This window comes from Mesorhizobium kowhaii (assembly GCF_003253745.1).
GTDB classification, from domain to species: domain Bacteria; phylum Pseudomonadota; class Alphaproteobacteria; order Rhizobiales; family Rhizobiaceae; genus Mesorhizobium; species Mesorhizobium kowhaii.
In genome coordinates this window covers 648,381-665,974 of record NZ_MZXV01000032.1, presented here as the reverse complement: position 1 = coordinate 665,974, position 17,594 = coordinate 648,381, and the positions used below count along the sequence as shown (strand labels likewise).

Annotated in this window: 18 protein-coding genes; 5 read left to right on the top strand and 13 right to left on the bottom strand. The window is 63.0% G+C overall.

Translation table 11 applies throughout. The features are described from left to right. Positions 1–87: 87 nt before the first annotated feature. Positions 88–933: a MurR/RpiR family transcriptional regulator gene (locus B5V02_RS16030; RefSeq protein ID WP_167458532.1), complete on the bottom strand. Its 846-nt coding sequence runs from the start codon at positions 931–933 to the stop codon at positions 88–90. A 154-nt stretch (positions 934–1,087) separates the two neighbouring features. Here B5V02_RS16030 and B5V02_RS16025 point away from each other — a divergent pair, with 154 nt between their 5' ends. Further along, complete coding sequence (locus B5V02_RS16025) at positions 1,088–2,197, top strand: Gfo/Idh/MocA family protein (RefSeq protein ID WP_111545086.1); 1,110 nt, start codon at positions 1,088–1,090, stop codon at positions 2,195–2,197. A 42-nt stretch (positions 2,198–2,239) separates the two neighbouring features. On the opposite strand, the gene B5V02_RS16020 is transcribed toward B5V02_RS16025, so the two are convergent. Continuing rightward, complete coding sequence (locus tag B5V02_RS16020; protein WP_111545085.1) at positions 2,240–2,941, bottom strand: helix-turn-helix transcriptional regulator; 702 nt, start codon at positions 2,939–2,941, stop codon at positions 2,240–2,242. 126 nt (positions 2,942–3,067) lie between these two features. Between B5V02_RS16020 and B5V02_RS16015 the strand changes: the two genes are divergently transcribed. Next, positions 3,068–3,703 carry a LysE family translocator gene (locus tag B5V02_RS16015; protein WP_111545084.1) on the top strand — a complete coding sequence of 212 codons (636 nt, stop codon included), beginning with the start codon at positions 3,068–3,070 and terminating at the stop codon, positions 3,701–3,703. A gap of 38 nt (positions 3,704–3,741) precedes the next feature. On the opposite strand, the gene B5V02_RS16010 is transcribed toward B5V02_RS16015, so the two are convergent. From B5V02_RS16010 to B5V02_RS15970, 9 genes are all read right to left on the bottom strand, one after another. Beyond that, positions 3,742–4,833: a 3-deoxy-7-phosphoheptulonate synthase gene (locus tag B5V02_RS16010; protein ID WP_111545083.1), complete on the bottom strand. Its 1,092-nt coding sequence runs from the start codon at positions 4,831–4,833 to the stop codon at positions 3,742–3,744. Positions 4,834–5,088: 255 nt separating this feature from the next. Further along, positions 5,089–5,511 carry a type II toxin-antitoxin system VapC family toxin gene (locus B5V02_RS16005; RefSeq protein WP_111545082.1) on the bottom strand — a complete coding sequence of 141 codons (423 nt, stop codon included), beginning with the start codon at positions 5,509–5,511 and terminating at the stop codon, positions 5,089–5,091. Continuing rightward, positions 5,508–5,774: a type II toxin-antitoxin system Phd/YefM family antitoxin gene (locus tag B5V02_RS16000; protein WP_111545435.1), complete on the bottom strand. Its 267-nt coding sequence runs from the start codon at positions 5,772–5,774 to the stop codon at positions 5,508–5,510. The genes B5V02_RS16005 and B5V02_RS16000 overlap by 4 nt, the downstream gene beginning before the upstream one ends. A 191-nt stretch (positions 5,775–5,965) precedes the next feature. Further along, on the bottom strand, positions 5,966–6,760 hold the full coding sequence (locus B5V02_RS15995) for an SDR family oxidoreductase (RefSeq protein WP_111545081.1): 795 nt from the start codon (positions 6,758–6,760) through the stop codon (positions 5,966–5,968). A gap of 37 nt (positions 6,761–6,797) precedes the next feature. Next, the gene (gene iolG, locus B5V02_RS15990; protein ID WP_111545434.1) at positions 6,798–7,799 is read right to left on the bottom strand and encodes an inositol 2-dehydrogenase; all 1,002 of its coding nucleotides are present in this window, start codon (positions 7,797–7,799) and stop codon (positions 6,798–6,800) included. Between the two features lie 111 nt (positions 7,800–7,910). Beyond that, on the bottom strand, positions 7,911–8,678 hold the full coding sequence (locus tag B5V02_RS15985) for an ATP-binding cassette domain-containing protein (RefSeq protein WP_095083257.1): 768 nt from the start codon (positions 8,676–8,678) through the stop codon (positions 7,911–7,913). Between the two features lie 2 nt (positions 8,679–8,680). Continuing rightward, positions 8,681–9,757: an ABC transporter permease gene (locus B5V02_RS15980; RefSeq protein WP_111545080.1), complete on the bottom strand. Its 1,077-nt coding sequence runs from the start codon at positions 9,755–9,757 to the stop codon at positions 8,681–8,683. Between the two features lie 99 nt (positions 9,758–9,856). Then, complete coding sequence (locus B5V02_RS15975; RefSeq protein ID WP_111545079.1) at positions 9,857–10,798, bottom strand: sugar ABC transporter substrate-binding protein; 942 nt, start codon at positions 10,796–10,798, stop codon at positions 9,857–9,859. A gap of 365 nt (positions 10,799–11,163) precedes the next feature. Then, positions 11,164–12,195 carry a LacI family DNA-binding transcriptional regulator gene (locus tag B5V02_RS15970; RefSeq protein ID WP_111545078.1) on the bottom strand — a complete coding sequence of 344 codons (1,032 nt, stop codon included), beginning with the start codon at positions 12,193–12,195 and terminating at the stop codon, positions 11,164–11,166. 142 nt (positions 12,196–12,337) lie between these two features. On the opposite strand from B5V02_RS15970, the gene B5V02_RS15965 reads away from it, so the two are divergent. From B5V02_RS15965 to B5V02_RS15955, 3 genes are read left to right on the top strand one after another with little or no spacing between them, the layout of a single operon-like run. Then, the gene (locus tag B5V02_RS15965) at positions 12,338–13,429 is read left to right on the top strand and encodes a fatty acid desaturase family protein (protein WP_111545077.1); all 1,092 of its coding nucleotides are present in this window, start codon (positions 12,338–12,340) and stop codon (positions 13,427–13,429) included. 34 nt (positions 13,430–13,463) lie between these two features. Beyond that, positions 13,464–13,778, top strand: coding sequence for a MocE family 2Fe-2S type ferredoxin (locus tag B5V02_RS15960; protein ID WP_111545076.1), 315 nt, complete (start codon positions 13,464–13,466; stop codon positions 13,776–13,778). Between the two features lie 5 nt (positions 13,779–13,783). Further along, positions 13,784–15,013 carry an NAD(P)/FAD-dependent oxidoreductase gene (locus B5V02_RS15955; protein ID WP_111545433.1) on the top strand — a complete coding sequence of 410 codons (1,230 nt, stop codon included), beginning with the start codon at positions 13,784–13,786 and terminating at the stop codon, positions 15,011–15,013. Positions 15,014–15,084: 71 nt separating this feature from the next. Here B5V02_RS15955 and B5V02_RS15950 read toward each other — a convergent pair whose 3' ends face one another. Then, the gene (locus B5V02_RS15950; protein WP_111545075.1) at positions 15,085–16,044 is read right to left on the bottom strand and encodes a DUF1402 family protein; all 960 of its coding nucleotides are present in this window, start codon (positions 16,042–16,044) and stop codon (positions 15,085–15,087) included. Between the two features lie 233 nt (positions 16,045–16,277). Then, the gene (gene hslU, locus B5V02_RS15945; RefSeq protein WP_111545074.1) at positions 16,278–17,591 is read right to left on the bottom strand and encodes an ATP-dependent protease ATPase subunit HslU; all 1,314 of its coding nucleotides are present in this window, start codon (positions 17,589–17,591) and stop codon (positions 16,278–16,280) included. Between the last annotated feature and the right edge of the window lie 3 nt (positions 17,592–17,594).

The window sequence follows — 17,594 nt, the reverse complement described above, 5'->3', positions numbered from 1 at the left end:
TCCCCGTTCTAAAATTGCCCGAGCATGATCCCGAAAAGTGGCCGCCGGTTTCGAAAAAGATCGTGGTCAAAGAACAAAGAAGGCCTGCTAGGCCTTGCGCTTCTTGCCCGTACTGCGCCGCTTCTCGCCGACGCCGACGGTCAGCGACATGGCCAGCGCCATCGTCGCCGACAGCGAGCGGAAGCCGGCGAAATCGGCTTCGGCAACCTCGAACCAGACCCGGGCGAACTGGGCAAGCGGCGAAAACGAGCTGTCGGTGATGGCGACGATCGGCACGCCCTGTTCCGAAATGCTGCGCGCCTCATCGATGGTGGCCGGCGCGTAGGGCGAGAAGCTGATGGCAATGACGGCATCCGCCGGCGTGGCGAATGCGATCATCTCGGCGTTCAGCCCGGCGGCCGATTCGATCAGCTGGTTGCGGATCTTCAGCTTGCCCAGCGCATAGGCGATGTAGGACGCCACCGGATAGGAACGGCGCTTGGCCAGCACGTAGATGGTCTCTGCCTTTGCCAGCAGGGAAATCGCGTCTTCCAGATGCGCGTCATCCAGCGTGCGCGAAATATCGTTGAGCGAGGTGCTGGCGGCGGCGACGAAGCCGTCGAAGATCGACCTGTGGCCGGCGCCGCCCTCAGCCTTGGCGCGCAGGGCTTGCAGGCGTTCGTCATAGGACGAGTTGCGCTCGCGCAGCCGCTCGCGGAACACCTGCTGCAGGCTGGTGAAACCATCGAAGCCAAGCTGTTGGGCAAAACGGATCAGGGTCGACGGCTGCACGCCGGCCGAAGCGGCAATGCTTGCGGCGGTGCCGAAGGCGATATCGTCGGGATTGTCGAGCGCATAGGCGGCGATCTGGGCGATGCGCTTCGGGAGGCTTTCGCGCCGGTCCAGGATGGTGGCGCGCAGCGTCTCGAAGTCGCGAGGTACCCGTTCGTCCATCGTCGCTCTGTCCAGGCTCATCTATGGGTACCCTCTCTGCCCCATCATAGCGAGCCTGCGCAAGAACGCCATAAAAAATGAGGCAGACATTCCATTCCAAGAGAAAATGGACTAATTCATCCACGCAACGCTTCAGGCAGTGGAGGAACGGAAAATGGTCGGCGTCGGTCTCATCGGCACGGGTTTCATGGGCAAGTGTCACGCCATTGCATGGAGTGCCGTCGGTGCCGTCTTTCCCGACGTGGCCAAGCCACGGCTCGTCCATCTTGGCGAGGTCAATGAGGACCTCGCCAGGCGCAAGGCGGGCGAGTTCGGCTTTGCCAAGGCATCCGGCGACTGGCGCGCCGTCGTCAACGACCCGGACGTCGATATCGTCTCGCTGACCACGCCCAACCAGTTCCATCCGGAAATGGCCATCGCCATCCTCGAGGCCGGCAAGCATCTGTGGTGCGAAAAGCCGATGGCGCCGAGCTTCACCGAGGCCGAAGCCATGGCCGCGGCGGCGAAAAAGTCAGGCAAGGTCGCCGCACTCGGCTACAACTACATCCAGAGCCCGGCCATCCGTCACATCGGCGCGCTGCTCGACGAGAAGGTCATCGGCGAGGTCAACCATCTGCGCATCGAGATGGACGAGGACTTCATGGCCGACCCGGAGGCGCTGTTCTTCTGGAAGCACGAAGCGGCTTCCGGCTATGGCGCGCTCGACGATTTCGCCGTGCATCCGCTGTCGCTGGTCTCCGTGTTGTTCGGCCGCGTCGCCAGCGTCATCTGCGACATGGCAAAACCCTATGCCGACCGCAAGCTCGCGGCCGGCGGGCGCCGCGCGGTGGAGACCTACGACATCGCTAGCGTGCTGATGCATCTGGAAAACGGCATCGCCGGCACGTTGCTGGTCAATCGTTCGGCCTGGGGCCGCAAGGGCCGCATCGCCATCCAGATATTCGGCTCGAAGGGATCGATCCTGTTCGACCAGGAGCGGATGAATGAATTCCAGCTCTATCTCACCGCCGATCGCCCGACCGAACAGGGCTATCGCACCATCCTGGTGGCGCCGCACCACAAACCCTACGACGCCTTCCTGCCGGCGCCCGGCCATGGCCTCGGCTTCAACGATCTCAAGATCATCGAATGCCACGAGCTGCTGAAGCGGCTTGCCGGCAAGCCGGCGCGGGTCATCGAGTTTGCCGAAGGGCTCGAGATCGAGCGCACCGTGCACGCGATGGCGCGCTCGTTCGAGGAAAAGCGCTGGGTGGATGTGAGGTAGTTCCTCGCCTGGCATGGGTTTCCGGCATGCGCTTCGCGGGCCTCAGCCGCCTGCGGCCGAGGCGTTCGTCTCCCATCCGTTTACCCAGACCTGCCGCAATCGGTCGCCTTCGCCCTTGAATCGCAGCCCCGTCGCCTGGCAATCCTCGATCCGGTCGCTGCGAAAATTGCGGATCGCCTGGCGTAGCTCGCACCAGGCGACGATGTTGGCGGTTTCGGCGTAGTAGATGAGGGCGATCGGGCGGATCAGGCGCTCGGAGGCGCGGCCAAGTTCGTCGCGATAGGACAGGTCGAGTTTCTCCTCGTCGCGGATGGCGCGGCGCACCAGCGCCAGATCGACAGCGCCGACCGAGGGCGCGGCGAACCCCCACGCATGCAACGCATTGGCATCGAACGTCTGGCGCAAGGGCGGCGGCACCGCGCCGGCGATCTTGGCGCTGACGCGCTTGGCCGCCTGCTTGAGCTCGCTGTCCCCCGTGCGCTCCAGCAGCGCGAGCGACAGAACGATCGCCTCCATCTCCTCGATCGAAAACATCAGCGGCGGCAGGTCGAAGCCGGGGCGCAGGATATAGCCGATGCCGCGCCCGCCCTCGATCGGCACGCGCATCGCCTGCAAAGCGGCAATATCGCGATAGACAGAGCGCACCGTCACTTCCAGCTTTTCGGCCATCATGGCCGCCGTCACCGGTTGCCTCGCCAGCCGCACGATCTGGATGATCTCGAACAGCCGTGACGCCTTGCGCATTTCCTCACCGCTCCGATCACAACTGACACTACATCGTCAGTTGGGCTGACCTATACGATCGCCTATCGAATTGAAAAGCAACACATTCCTCGGCGGCTTGGCCGGGCGAGGCGACAGGCAACTGACATGAATTATGCGGAAAATCTCTGGCTGTTCTTCCTCCTCCTGTTCGGCATCATCATCGTGCCCGGCATGGACATGCTTTTCGTGCTTGCCAATGCGCTGACCGGTGGCGGCAACAGAGGGCTTGCCGCGACAGGCGGCATCATGCTGGGCGGCATGGTGCATACGCTGAACGGCGCTGTCGGCGTCGGCCTACTGATGCACTTCGTCCCGATCCTCTACAATCCGCTGCTGATTGCCGGCGCTGCCTACATGGCCTTTATCGGCCTGACGCTGATGCGCAGCTCAATCAAGGTCGGCCAGGAGGGGCCTGCCGGCAGCCGCTCCGCATGGAAGGCGTTTCGCCAGGGGCTGGTGATCTGCCTGATCAATCCCAAAGCCTATCTCTTTGTCTTTGCGGTCTATCCGCAATTTCTGAGGCCGGCTTACGGTCCGATCTGGATGCAGGCGGCCATCATGGGATTGATGACGATCGTCGTACAATTTGCCGTCTATGGCGGGCTCGCCATATCAGCCGGGCGCAGCCGCAATCTCCTGGTCGCCAATCCACGGGCGACCGCATTTGCCGGCCGGGCGGCCGGACTGCTTCTGGTTGCGGTGTCGGTGCTGACCGCCTGGCAAGGTTTGAAGGCGGCGTGAGGAAACGCCGCCTTGTCCTCGCTGCATCGCCAACTGCGTCAGGCGGCTCCCTGCCTGCTGTCCATCATGGCGCGGCGCACTGAGCGGCGCCACTCGACGGCGCCGGCAAGGCCGTGCAGCACCGTCCCGGTGGTCGCCCAGTCGATGCAGCCATCGGTGATGCTCTGGCCGTAGACGAGCGGCTTGCCGGGCACCACGTCCTGCCGCCCGGCGACGAGATTGCTCTCGATCATGACGCCGATGATGCGCTCGTCGCCCGCCGCGACCTGGCCCGCGACATCAGCCGCCACCTTGGGCTGGTTCTCGGGCTTCTTCGAGCTGTTGGCGTGGCTGACATCGATCATCAGCCGTGGGGCCACGCCGATGCGGGCGAGTTCCACGCTGGCGGCCTCGACGCTCGGTGCATCATAATTGGGCGCGATGCCGCCGCGCAGGATGACGTGGCAGTCCTCATTGCCGGTGGTCGTCGCGATGCCACTGCGTCCGCCCTTGGTCACCGCCATGAAATGATGCGGCTGCGCGGCGGATTTGACCGCCTCGGCGGCGATCCGCAGATTGCCGTCGGTGCCGTTCTTGAAGCCGACCGGGCACGACAGACCGGAAGCGAGCTCGCGGTGGATCTGGCTCTCGGTCGTGCGCGCGCCGATGGCGCCCCAGGCGACGAGATCGGCGATGTATTGCGGCGTGGTCATGTCGAGGAATTCAGTCGCCGCCGGCAGGCCGAGATTGTTGACGGCGGAGAGCACGTTGCGCGCCATCCGCAGCCCCTTGTCGATGTTGAAGCTGCCGTCGAGGTCGGGATCGTTGATCAGCCCCTTCCAGCCGACCGTCGTGCGCGGCTTCTCGAAATAAACCCGCATCACGATCTCGAGCCGGGCCGACAGGCTCTCGCGCAGCGCCGCCAGACGGCTGGCATAGTCCACCGCAGCGACTGGATCGTGGATCGAACACGGACCGACGATGACCAGCAGTCGATCGTCGGTACCATTCAAAATAGCGTGTATCGCATTGCGCGACGCGGTAACGGTGCGCGTCGCCGTCAGCGTGCGCGGTATCTCCCGCATCACCTGGTCCGGCGTACTCAATTCCCTGATTTCCTTGACCCGAAGGTCATCTGTGGTGGTCAACACGGCTTTCTGCTCCTGTTAGGAGACCTGCCGGCTGAAACAAAAAAGCCGCCAGGTCTGGCGGCTGTTCGGATATTGATGCTGCAATCTTCAGATCGAGCGCAATCCTCCCGCCGCCAGCGAGCTCCTAAAGTACCAATACGTGGCGGTCAGGTTGATCATGAGGCTCATATAGTCGAAGCGGAGGCGCTTGTCACGTACCTGATGAGGCTACTGACGTAGCATAGGGTCGAGACCCAACATGCAGCACCGAGCGGTTCATGCAATCCAGGGATCGAAGAGTTCAATTCCAAAGCCTTCGAAATCCTTCGTATTACGTGTTGCCAAGGTGAGTTCCTGTGCAATCGCCGTGGCTGCGATCAGGCCGTCCATCGACGACAGACCGCGACCGCGGCGCTTCGCAAGGCCCATCAGGTCGCCCCAGGCCAAGGCAACCGGTTCGTTCACTGGAAGAACCCTCTGCTCGAAGCGCTGCGGCAGGTCCCGAGCGAGCCAGTCGGCCAGTGCCTCGCGTTTCCGGCCCTCATCCATGAGGGCGACGCCGCGCCGGATCTCGGCGATCGACACGACGCTGATGAATGAGCGGTCCTCATCAAGCCCGTCCAGCCAGTCCAGAACGCGTGCATCCGGCGCCGGCCTTGTCACCTCGGACAGGACATTCGTATCGAGCAGTAGCCTCACAGCGGCAGATCACGCGGTTCGTCGCGCTGACGCTCAAGGTTGAGATCGGCGCCGCACAGCGGCGACTCCAGCAGGAACTCCGCAAGCGTACCCTTGCGCGCGGTCTTCCGCTGCCATTCCTCGGCCGAGACGACAACAACGCTTGGTTTGCCGTTTCTGGTGATCGTCTGCGGCGAAGACTGCGCACGCTCGATTACCTCCGAGAGCCGGGCTTTTGCCCCAGCGACCGTCCAGTTGGTATCCTCTTTGGGCGCAGACGGCATCTCTACCTCAGTGACCACTCTGACTATCATGACTATATGGGAATGGCGATGCGGCGGCAACAGGCAGGGAGAGGGGCTTTCAGAGCCCGGGTGCCTTGGTGAGTTTGATCCGGAACCGATCACCCCGGCGCCGATATTTTCGGCCGACGCATGGCCAAGCTACTTCTGGACGTGAGGCTACCCTGTTGCTGCTACTCTGGCGATGACCCCGCAACGCTCTGATCGTAGTCGACCAGCGATCCGGTCATCACCCCCGACTGCGGGCTGACCATATAGCTGATCAGCCGGGCGAGTTGCGCTGGCTTCACCAACTGGCCCATCGGCTGCGCCGCTTCGGCCTTTTCCAGCCAGTCATCCGGAGCGTCGTGCCATTTCTTCTGCACGATCGCCTCGCCTTCGGTGTCCATCCAGCCGGGCAGCACTGCGTTGCTGCGGATGCGGTTGCCTCGATAGGCATTGGCGACATTCTTGGTCAGCGTCATCAGCGCGCCCTTGCTTGTGGAATAGGGCGTCAGGAACGACTGGCCGCAATGCGCCGACATCGACAGCACATTGACGATCGAGCCAGGCGCCTTTCGCTCGAGCAAATGCGCCACCACGCCCTGCATCAGGAAAAACGGTCCGCGCACATTGGTGTCGAAAATAGTGTCGAAAAGCTCTTCGCTCGTCTCGACCAGTGAACCGCGTGCCGATGTCGCGGCGGCATTGACCAGTGCGTTGATGGTGCCGAAATGCGAGATCGCGGTCGCGACCGCACGCTTGCAGTCAGCGACCTTTGAAACGTCGGCGCTGATGAACATCGCGTCGACGCCTGCTTTCTTGAAATGGGCGACGGCCTTGTCGCCCTTCTCCTGCGAGCGGCCGATGAGCGCCAGCGCCCGGCAGCCCTCGTCGGCCAGCGCCTCGGCGACGGCAAAGCCGATGCCTTGCGCGCCGCCGGTGACGATGGCGCGCGTTTCATGATTGCGATCGGCTGATGTGCTCATCGCTCTGCTCCTGTGGCTTGGGTCCGGATTCCGGTTCTTACTTTGCCGTGTCGAGGCGGACGGTCTTGCCTGACGTCGCTGATTTCAGCGCCGCATCCGCCAGCTTCAGCGCCACGAGGCCGTCGGCGCCGCTCGGTGCCGCCTTCTTGCCTGACGTCGCGGCTGCGATGAAGGCAGCGATCTCGTTGGCATAGGCGTCGAGGTAGCGGGTCATGAAGAAGTCATGCAGCGGCGGGCGCGTATAACCCTTCTCATTGGCCAGTTCGATCGACACCGGGCGCTGGTTCTCGGCCGCGACCATGCCCTTCGAGCCATGCACCTCGATGCGCTGGTCGTAGCCGTAGGTGGCGCGGCGCGAGTTGGAGATGACGGCCTGCTTGCCGGAAGCGGTTTCGAGGATGACGCTGACGCTGTCGAAATCACCGGCCGCGCCGATCTTCTTGTCGACCAGCACCGAGGCATGCGCGCTGACCGCCACTGGCTCCTCGCCGAGCAGGAAGCGCGCCATGTCGAAATCATGGATGGTCATGTCGCGGAAGATGCCGCCCGAGCGCTTGATGTAGTCGATCGGCGGCGCACCTGGATCGCGCGAGGTGATGGTCACCATCTCGACGGTGCCGATGGCGCCGTCGTCGATCGCCTTGCGCACGGCGGCGAAATGCGGATCGAAGCGCCTGTTGAAGCCGACCATCAGCGTTGCCTTGGTTTTCTCGACCACGGCCAGGCACTTCTCGACGCGCTTGACGTTGAGGTCGATCGGCTTCTCGCAGAAGATCGCCTTGCCGGCCTTGGCGAAACGTTCGATCAAATCGGCATGGGTGTCGGTCGGCGTGCAGATGACGACGGCGTCGATGTCCTTGGATTTTTCGATGGCGTCGATGCTGCGCACTTCGGCGCCATAGGCCGTCGCCAGCTCGGTCGCCGCTTTCTCGAAGGCGTCGGCGACGGCAACCAGTTTGGCCTGCGGATTGGAGCCGACGGCGCGGGCGTGGACCTTGCCGATGCGACCGGCACCGAGGAGAGCGAAGCGGAGTACCATGGAATGTCCTTTGAGGATGGTTCGAAGCGGGGCGCCGGTCATGGGCGCGGGTGATTTTCCGGTCAAGATGACATCGACAGGGAGGCGGCGACCACCGCCTCCGCGCCCGGCCTAGGCCGCGAGTTCCGCCTCCCCGGTCTTGGCGCCGGTGATGTAGGAGACGATATCGTTTCCGTCGGTGTCCTGCTTGCGCAGGTTGGCGACGATGCGGCCGCGGCGGAAGACGACGATGCGGTCGCAAAGGTCGAACACCTGGCGCATGTTGTGGCTGATCAGGATCAGCGGCTCGCCATTGTCCTTCAGCGTGCGGATGATGTTCTCAACCTGCGCGGTCTCCTGCACGCCGAGGGCTGCCGTCGGTTCATCCATGATGATCAGCTTGGAGGCGAAGGTCGCGGTCCTGGCGATCGCCACGCACTGGCGCTGGCCGCCCGACATATGGCGGATGGTGTTGGACAGATTGGGGATCTTCACCGCCGTGCGGACAAGTGCGGCCTCGGTCGCCTTGCGCATGTATTTGCGGTCCAGGATCGAGAACGGTCCGAGATTGAACAGCACCTTTTCGCGGCCGAGGAACAGGTTCGACGGCACGTCGAGATCGTCGGCGAGCGCCAGGTTCTGGAACACGGTCTCGATGCCGGCCTCGCGCGCCGCGATCGGCCCGGTGAAATTCACTTCCTTGCCGTCGAACCAGATCTTGCCGTCGGTGCGCTGCTCGACGGCCGTGATCTGGCGCACGAAGGTCGACTTGCCGGCGCCGTTGTCGCCCATGATGGCGACATGTTCGCCTTTGCGCAGCTCGAAGTTCGCGCCTTCCAGCGCATGCACGCCACCATAGCGCTTGGTCAGGTTTTCGGTCTTCAGGACGATGTCTGCCATGATCAAGCCCTCATTGCCCGCAGGCGTTGACGCCACTGGTCGAGAACGACTGCGCCGACGATGATCACGCCCTTGACCATCTCCTGGTAGTAGGCGTCGAGGCGCAGGAAGGTGAAGCCGGAGATGATGACGCCGAAGATCAGCGAGCCGATCACCGTGCCGACGATCGAGCCGCGGCCGCCCGACAGCGACACGCCGCCGATGACCGCCATGGCGATCGCGTCGAGCTCGTACATCACGCCCATGCCCGACTGCGCAGTGAGGTTCTTGGAACTCAGCACCACGGCGGCGAGCGCGGCGAGCACGCCGGCGATGACGTAGACGAGGATCTTGTGGTTGGCGATCTTGATGCCGGACATGCGCGCGGCGTCCTCGTTGGAGCCGATCGCGTAACAGTGCTTGCCATAGCGCGTGTAGGTCATGATCAGCTGGAACAGCACCGCCAGCGACAGGAAGATGATGACGGGCATCAGGCCTTTGCCGATGCCTGCGAAACTTTCGGTGGGAAACGAGATCGGCTGACCCTTGGACCACCACTTGGCGATGCCGCGCGCGGTGACCATCATGCCGAGCGTGGCGATGAATGGAGGGATGCGCGTGTAGGCAATCAAGGCGCCGTTGACCAGGCCAGCGAACAGCCCGCAACCGATGGCCACCAGCACCGGCACGATGACGGGCAGGTCGGTCCAGCCCTGGGCCAGGAACATCGCCTTGGGGTTGGGATTGCCGTTGACGGTCGCCACCTGGGCAAAACTCATGGCGATCATCGCGGTCGCACCGACGATCGAGCCCGAGGACAGGTCGATGCCGCCGGTGATGATCACTTGCGTGACGCCGATGGCGATGATGCCGACGATCGACACCTGCAGGATGATGATCTGCAGGCGTGCCTCGTTGAAGATCGCGCTGACGTCGCTGCGGGTGTTGAACAGGAAGCTGTCGCCGAGAAAGATCCGGCCGATCAGTTCGAAGACGACGACGAGGATGACAAGCGCCAGGAAGACATTGATTTCGGCAGGCCATGCGCGCTTCTTCGCGTCATAGCCGACCCCGCCGACGCCGTGAGATGTCTGTGCCAAATCTTCTATCCTCCGTCAGCCGCGGTCGCCCCTCGCTGCCTTGCCGGCGCTGAGGGAAAGGGGAGCGGCGCTCTTGGCGCCGCTCCGTATGTCCGCCGCTCAGTTCTTCTTCAGGAACTTGTCGATGTTCGCCGGCGTCACCAGCTGGAAGGGCACGTAGACCTTGTGTTCGACCTTCTCGCCCTTGGACAGTTTCAGTGCTGCATCCAGCGCGCCCGCGCCCTGGCCGGCCGCGTCCTGGAACACGGTAGCGTCGAGGTCGCCGGCCTGCATGGCGGCAAGCGCGTCCTGGGTGGCGTCGACGCCGCCGACCACGACCGCCTTCATGTCGATGTTGGCGGCCTTCATCGCCTGGATGGCGCCGATGGCGCTTTCGTCATTGTTGGCGATGACGCCATCGAACTTCTTGCCGGTCGACAGCCAGTTGGTCATCAGGTTCTGGGCCTCGTCGCGGTTCCAGTTCGACGTCTGCTTGTCGATGATCTTGATGAAGCTGCAATCCGGCGTGGCGATCACCTCTTCAATATCCTTGGTGCGCTGCACGGCGGCCTGGTTGGACAGCTCGCCCATGATCACATAGACGTTGGCTTCCTTCTTGCCGGCTTCCGTGAACAGGCGGCAGACTTCCTTGGTTTCGAGCGTGCCGGAATCGGCCTCGTTCGAAGCGACGAAGGCCTGGTTGTCCGGCAGTGTGTCGACATTGACCGGTTCGCGATTGACATAGACCAGCGGGATCTTGGCGGCCGCCGCGGCGTCCGACATGGCCTGCGTGGCCGAGGTGTCGACCGGATTGACGATGATCGCATCGACGCCCGAGGCGGCGAAGTTCTTGATCTGGTCGAGCTGCTTGGCGACGTCGTTCTGCGCGTCCTCGACCTGCAGCTCCACGCCGCTCATGCCCTTGGCCTGCTCGATCATGCCGTTGCGCAGCACGGTCAGGAAGTTGTCGTCGAACTTGGCCATCGACACACCGACCTTGGCGGCCATGGCGGATGAACTCATCAGCGCCGCGAAAGCGACGCCCAAAATCAGTTTCTTCATTGTGTTTCTCCTCCACATTTTGGTGTCCGGTTGCACCGATCTATCCGGAATCCCCGATCTCCCCGGGGAATCTCTCCCGATTGTCATTTCTGTTCCGGGTAACGTCTCCTGCTTGCTGGAACGCCAAACCCTCTGTTTGAAACAGATGTTCCGGAACGAAAGAACCAAAATACACAGTTGGTGAAATATTTATTCCATTTTGCCTCCGGGCGTCAAGGGAGATTCCAAAACCGGATGCGCGATTTTCGGATGATGGGCACCCATCACTTCGTCATCCCAGGGTCTCCGCGACGTCGCTTCGCTCCTGCTCCGCCCTGGGATGACGAAGTTTAGGCGCTTCGGTCCGAACTCGAAGGGTCGAGAGCCTAGATGTTCTCGGGCAGAAAGATGTCGAATGGCAGGAAGGTCTGGCCAGGCGCGTTCGCGGCACCCGTTTCGATGGCATGTGCCATCAGGTCGACCAGCTCGCGGCAAAGCGCTGCCAGTGGCGTCGAGATCACCATCGTCAGGACGCCGTCCGCCAGGGCGGAGCGCGATACTGCCGTGATCTCGTTGCAGATGACCGCGGGCATCTCGGCCGGCTTTGCCTGCCTGAGTGCCGCGACCGCGCCCTCCATGCCGCCGCCGGCGACATAGCAGCCAACGAGATCGGGGTGGCGGCCGAGGAGGTCGAGCAGCGTGTCCTGCGTGATCTGGTTGGCTTCCAGATTGACCAATGTCTCAAGCAAGGTGAATTCCGGCGCCTGCTCGCGAAAGAAGGAGCGAAAGCCGATCTCGCGCAGTTCATGGCCATGGAAGCGATGGCTGCCGACGAACAGCGCAACCTTGCCCGGCCGCTTGGCGGCCTTCGAAATCATCCAGGCCGCGCTGCGGCCAACCTTGCGGTTGTCCAGGCCGACATAGCCCTCGCGAATGCCGGCGGCGAAGTCGGATAGCAGGGAAAACACCGGCAGCCCCTTCGCCTTCATCTCCTCGACGGCGACCGTCAGCGTCGGGTGATCTGGCCCGACCAAAGCAACGGCCCTGCTTTTGGCCGCCAGCCTGCGCGCGCGCTCGACGATTTCATCGGGAGCTAGCGAATCCGCGAAGTCGATGGTGGCGACACCGCGGAAACGCGGCGATCGCGACACGGCGAGTTCAAGCTCGCGGGCGAACTCGCTGTAGAAGACATAATTGCCCTTGAGCAGCAGGAAACCCAGCCGATACTCCGGCAATTCGTGACGCATCCGCTGCTTGATCAGGCCGGCCGCGTGATAGCCGATCTCGGTCGCCGCCTCGTAGACGCGGCGCGCCGTGTCCTCGCGCACCGGCAGGCGGCTGTTGAGCACGCGGTCCACCGTGGCAACACTGACACCAGAGATGCGCGCCAGGTCGGTGATGGTCGGCCGTTTTGCCATGCTTGCCTCATCGGATTGCTTGGCCCCTTCTTACATCATCATGATAGGAAATGATAGAAACTATCTTTGTGATGTTGAGTCTATCATGCGTCGGCGTTATTTTCAGCCTCGAAGCCGAGTGCCTTTGCCAAGGGAGGCAATCATGTCCACAACGCCGTCCCGGCGTGACTACAGCCTGATCGGCCGCGACGCCAAGCTCGCCGTCGAGACCGGCCTGTCGGCGGCCGAGTGGTATCACACCGACATCCCGCGCAAGCAGATGAAGGAGCTGATGCAGCGCTCCGACGCACCGGCGATCCGCGACACCATCATCTGGCTCGCCGCCCTGATCGTCAGCGGCGCCGGCGGCGCCTGGTTTTGGGGCACATGGTGGTGCGTGCCGTTCTTCTTCGCCTATGGCGTCCTCTACGGCTCATCCACCGATTCGCGCTGGCACGAATGCGGCCACGGCACCGCCTTCCGGACGCAGTGGATGAATGATGTGATCTATCAGATCGCCTGCTTCATGATCATGCGCAATCCGGTGACCTGGCGCTGGAGCCACACGCGCCACCACACCGACACCATCATCGTCGGCCGCGACCCGGAAATATCGGTCATGCGGCCGCCGGACCTGGTTCGCGTCGTCCTTGCCTTTGTCGGTGTGCTCGATGCCTGGCATGCGATGAGCGACATGCTGCGCAACGCGGCCGGCAACATCAGCGCGGCGGAAAAGACCTTCATTCCCGAGCAGGAGCAGCCAAAGGCGATCCGCATCGCCCGCATCTGGACGGCGATCTATGCCGCCACCATCGCCCTGGCGCTCTACACCGGTTCGTTCCTGCCGCTGATGCTGATCGGCCTGCCCAGGCTCTATGGCGCCTGGCATCACGTCATGGTCGGGCTGCTGCAGCATGGCGGCCTGGCCGACAACGTTACCGACCATCGCCTCAACAGCCGCACCGTCTACATGAACCCGATCAGCCGTTTCATCTATTGGAACATGAATTATCATGTCGAGCATCACATGTTCCCGATGGTGCCCTATCATGCGCTGCCAAAACTGCATGAATTGATCAAGCACGACCTGCCGGCGCCGACACCATCGATCCTGGCCGGCTACCGCGAGATGATCCCGGCCTTCCTGCGCCAGCTGCGCAACGAAGACTATTTCCTCAAGCGCGAGCTGCCGCCGACCGCCAGGCCATACCGCGAGGAATTCCACAACGATGCCGTCGCGGCCGCGGCGGAGTGATCGTGCGCTTATCCGATTTCCAGGGGAGGACTGAATGAGCGACTGGGTCGAGGCCTGTGCCGCCGGCGATATCGATGAAGAGGATGTGATGCGCTTCGATCATGGCGGCCGCACCTTCGCCATCTATCGCAGCCCGGACGACGACTATTTCGCCACCGACGGCCTTTGCACGCACGAAAAGGTGCATCTCGCCGACGGGCTGGTGATGGACGACATCATCGAATGCCCCAAGCACAATGGCCGCTTCAACTACAAGACGGGGGACGCCCGCGGCGCGCCGGTCTGCGTCAACCTCAAGACCTATCCGGTCAAAGTCGACGCCGGCAAAGTGCTGGTTCAGATCGGATGACGGCGATGGTGCACGGAATGGTCATCATCGGCGCCGGCGAATGCGGCGGCCGGGCAGCATTGGCGTTGCGCGATCTCGGCTATGGGGGGCCGGTGACGCTGGTCGGCGACGAACCGCATCTGCCCTATGAACGGCCGCCTCTGTCCAAGGAGGCTATGGCCAGCGACACACCCGAAATCAAGGCGATCGCAAGCGACGCAATTCTGACTGAAAAATCGATCCGCCATATCCATTCCGTTCAAGCCGTGGCGATCGACCGTGCCGCGCATATGGTGCGCCTGTGGGACGGCTCCGCGCTGCCCTATGAGAAGCTGCTGCTGGCCACCGGCTCGACGCCGCGCAAGCTGCCGATGCCGGGATTGGGTTCGCGCTGCGTTTATCTCCGCACCTTCGCCGATGCGCTGGCCATCCGCGCCCATCTCAGCGCCGGCAACCGTATCGCCATTGTCGGCGGCGGCTTCATCGGCCTCGAACTCGCCGCCGCGGCGCGCAAGCTCGGCGCTGCGGTCACCGTCATCGAGGCGCAGCCGCGCATCCTGATGCGCGGCGTACCGGCCGAGATCGCCGAAATCATCCATGATGCGCATGTTGCCGAAGGCGTCGACATTCTGTGCGGCAACGGCATTGCGTCCATCGCCGACGACGGCAACGAGGTGCGCATCGCGCTTGCTGGCGGACAGGAGATATCAGCCGATCTCGCCATCATCGGCATCGGCGCCGTGCCGGTGACCGGGCTGGCAGCCGAAGCGGGGCTGACGATCGACAACGGCATCGCTGTCGATGCGGAGCTGCGCAGCAGCGATCCCGACATCTTCGCCGCCGGCGATTGCTGTTCGTTTCCGCTCGCCGTCTATGGCGGCCGTCGCGTGCGGCTGGAAGCCTGGCGCAACGCCCAGGAACAGGGCGCGCTGGCGGCCAGGAACATGCTGGGCGCCGGCGAGGCGCATGCGGCAGTGCCGTGGTTCTGGTCGGATCAATATGGCCTATCCCTGCAGATCGCCGGGCTGTCCGACGAAGGCCGCAGCATCGTGCGTCGCGATCTCGACGACGGCGCCTTCATCCTCTTCCACCTCGCTGAGGACGGCAGGCTGATGGCGGCCAGCGGCATCGGTCCGGGCAACGCGGTCGCCCGCGACATCAGGCTGGCCGAAATGCTGATCGGCAAGCGGGCGAAGCCGGCGCCGGAAGCGCTTCGCTCACAAACGGTAAAATTGAAGTCACTGCTGGCGGCTTAGGGGCGGCGCAAACGCCCAAAAAAGGGGGCGAATTCAACTCTGGTGCGGCGCAACCCGAACCTCAACACGCCCTAGAAAAGCGCCTTCAGCTCCGGCAGCTTGTCGTTGACCAGCCAGCCGTAATAATTCTCCTCGGGCAGCTTTTCCGGCTCGCCGGCAGCGCGGCGCCTGTCGTTCTCCGCCTTCAGCGCATCGGCGCGCTGCTCCGGATTGCCGACATTGTAGAGCGTGGCGGTGAGCCCCGGATTGCCCGAAATGTCGAAGCCGGCAATGCTCTTGTAGGCGTCGATCGATTTCCTGATCGTCGCGGCGACGTAAGGCAGCGTCAGGTCCGGATCCATGATGGTCTTGTAGACCGAATTGGGATCGGCGACGTCGAGCTTCGGCAGGCCGGAAACCTTGTGCACGAGATCGCTCATCTGCAAGGCCGTCAGCGGGTTGAGCTGGCCGAGGCCGAAGGTCTGGCCGGCATAATAGGGCTGGAAGAAGGTGGCGCCGAAACGGTCATCGGGGAAACTCTCGCCACCGACGCTTTTGCCACGAAACGAATGGTTCCACACCTGCTCGCGGCATTCCCACAGATCATAGCTGTCCGACACCCCAGCGCATTTCTTGAATTCCGGCCGCTGCACGAAATCGGTGATGTCCTCGCCGTCATAGGCGAAGGAGAGCTTGCTGGAGAGATAGGAAATCGCCTTGACGTAGTAGGTCTGCAGCCGGTCGTAGGCGTCGACATTGTAGGTGTGCTCGCCGACGATGGCGCCGACAATGTGCAGGGGATCAATGCCGTAGGCGGCAGCGGCCTTCTTGATCTTGCCGCGCAGATCGGCGTCGTTCTGCAGCAAGGCATAGACCTTGCGGTACTTCGCCTGGAAGGTGGTGTTGGTGGCCTGCGTGCGCCGGCTCGAAGCGCCGGGAATATCGGGCTGCTCGGCGTTGCGGTTTCCCGGCGGCACCAATGTCGCCGCATTGGCGGCGAACAGCGTCGCCGCCAGCGTCAAGCCGAGAATGACCAGGATCAGTTTTTTCATGCGCCGCCGCCTGCAGATGTTGCCGCGCAAACTAGGTAGTGCTCTTGGTCGAGTCGAGAGCGCCCCATCCACCGGCAAGACGAAAGGTGGCCAGATGGTGCCATCTGGCCACACATGATTCTGTTTGCCAGACTGTGTTGCAACGCATCGGCTCAAAAATCGGAATCGATTTTTGTAAAGCACGATGCGTCACTTTGAAGAGGCCGGCACCGGAATAAACCCGGCGCCGTCGTTTAAAGGATGAATCGCGACAAATCTGTGTTTCTGGAGAGGTCGCCGACATGCTTTTCCACATAGGCGGCGTCGATGGTGACCGCAGTGCCATTGCGGTCGGGCGCGTCATAGGAGATTTCGTCCAGCACCCGCTCCATCACCGTCTGCAACCGCCGGGCGCCGATGTTCTCGACGCTGTCGTTGAGGTCGACGGCGATGCCGGCCAGCGAATCGATGGCGTCGTCGGTGAAGGTCAGTTCGACGCCCTCGGTCTTCATCAGCGCGATATACTGCTTGATCAGGCTGGCTTCGGTCTCGGTCAGGATGCGGACGAAATCGTCCTTCTCCAGCGCCCGCAATTCGACCCGGATCGGCAGGCGGCCCTGCAATTCAGGCAAAAGGTCGGATGGCTTCGAGACATGGAACGCCCCGGAGGCGATGAACAGGATGTGGTCGGTCTTCACCGGCCCATATTTGGTCGCCACCGTGGTGCCTTCGATCAGCGGCAAGAGGTCGCGCTGCACGCCTTCACGGGAAACGCCGGCGCCCATGCCGCCTTCACGCGACGCGATCTTGTCGATCTCATCGAGGAAGACGATGCCGTCATTCTCCGTCGCATCCAGCGCCTGGCGCACCACCTCGTCCTGGTCGAGCAGCTTGTCGGACTCGTCGTTGACCAGCAGCGCGTAGGATTCCTTGACTGTCGTCTTGCGCGACTTGGTCTTCTTGCCGCCCATCGCCTTCGACAGCATGTCGTTGATGTTCAGCACGCCGATATTGGCGCCCGGCATGCCGGGAATCTCGAAGCCGGGCATGCCGCCGCTGCCGGTGTCGGCCACTTCGATCTCGATCTCCTTGTCGTCGAGTTCGCCGTCGCGCAATTTCTTGCGGAAGCTATCGCGGGTGGCCGGGCTCGCCGTCTTGCCGACCAGCGCCTCCAGCACGCGTTCCTCGGCGTTGATGTGGGCGCGCGCCTTGACGTCTTCGCGCAACTTCTCGCGCACCAGGCCGATGGCGATCTCGACCAGGTCGCGGATGATCTGTTCGACATCGCGGCCGACATAGCCGACTTCGGTGAACTTGGTCGCCTCGACCTTGACGAAAGGCGCCCCGGCAAGGCGCGCCAGGCGGCGCGAGATCTCGGTCTTGCCGACGCCCGTCGGCCCGATCATCAGGATGTTCTTCGGCATCACCTCTTCGCGCATCTGGCCTTCCAGCTGCTGGCGGCGCCAGCGGTTGCGCAAGGCGATGGCCACAGCGCGCTTGGCGTCCTTCTGGCCGATGATGAAGCGGTCGAGTTCCGAAACGATTTCGCGGGGAGAGAATGTGCTCATATC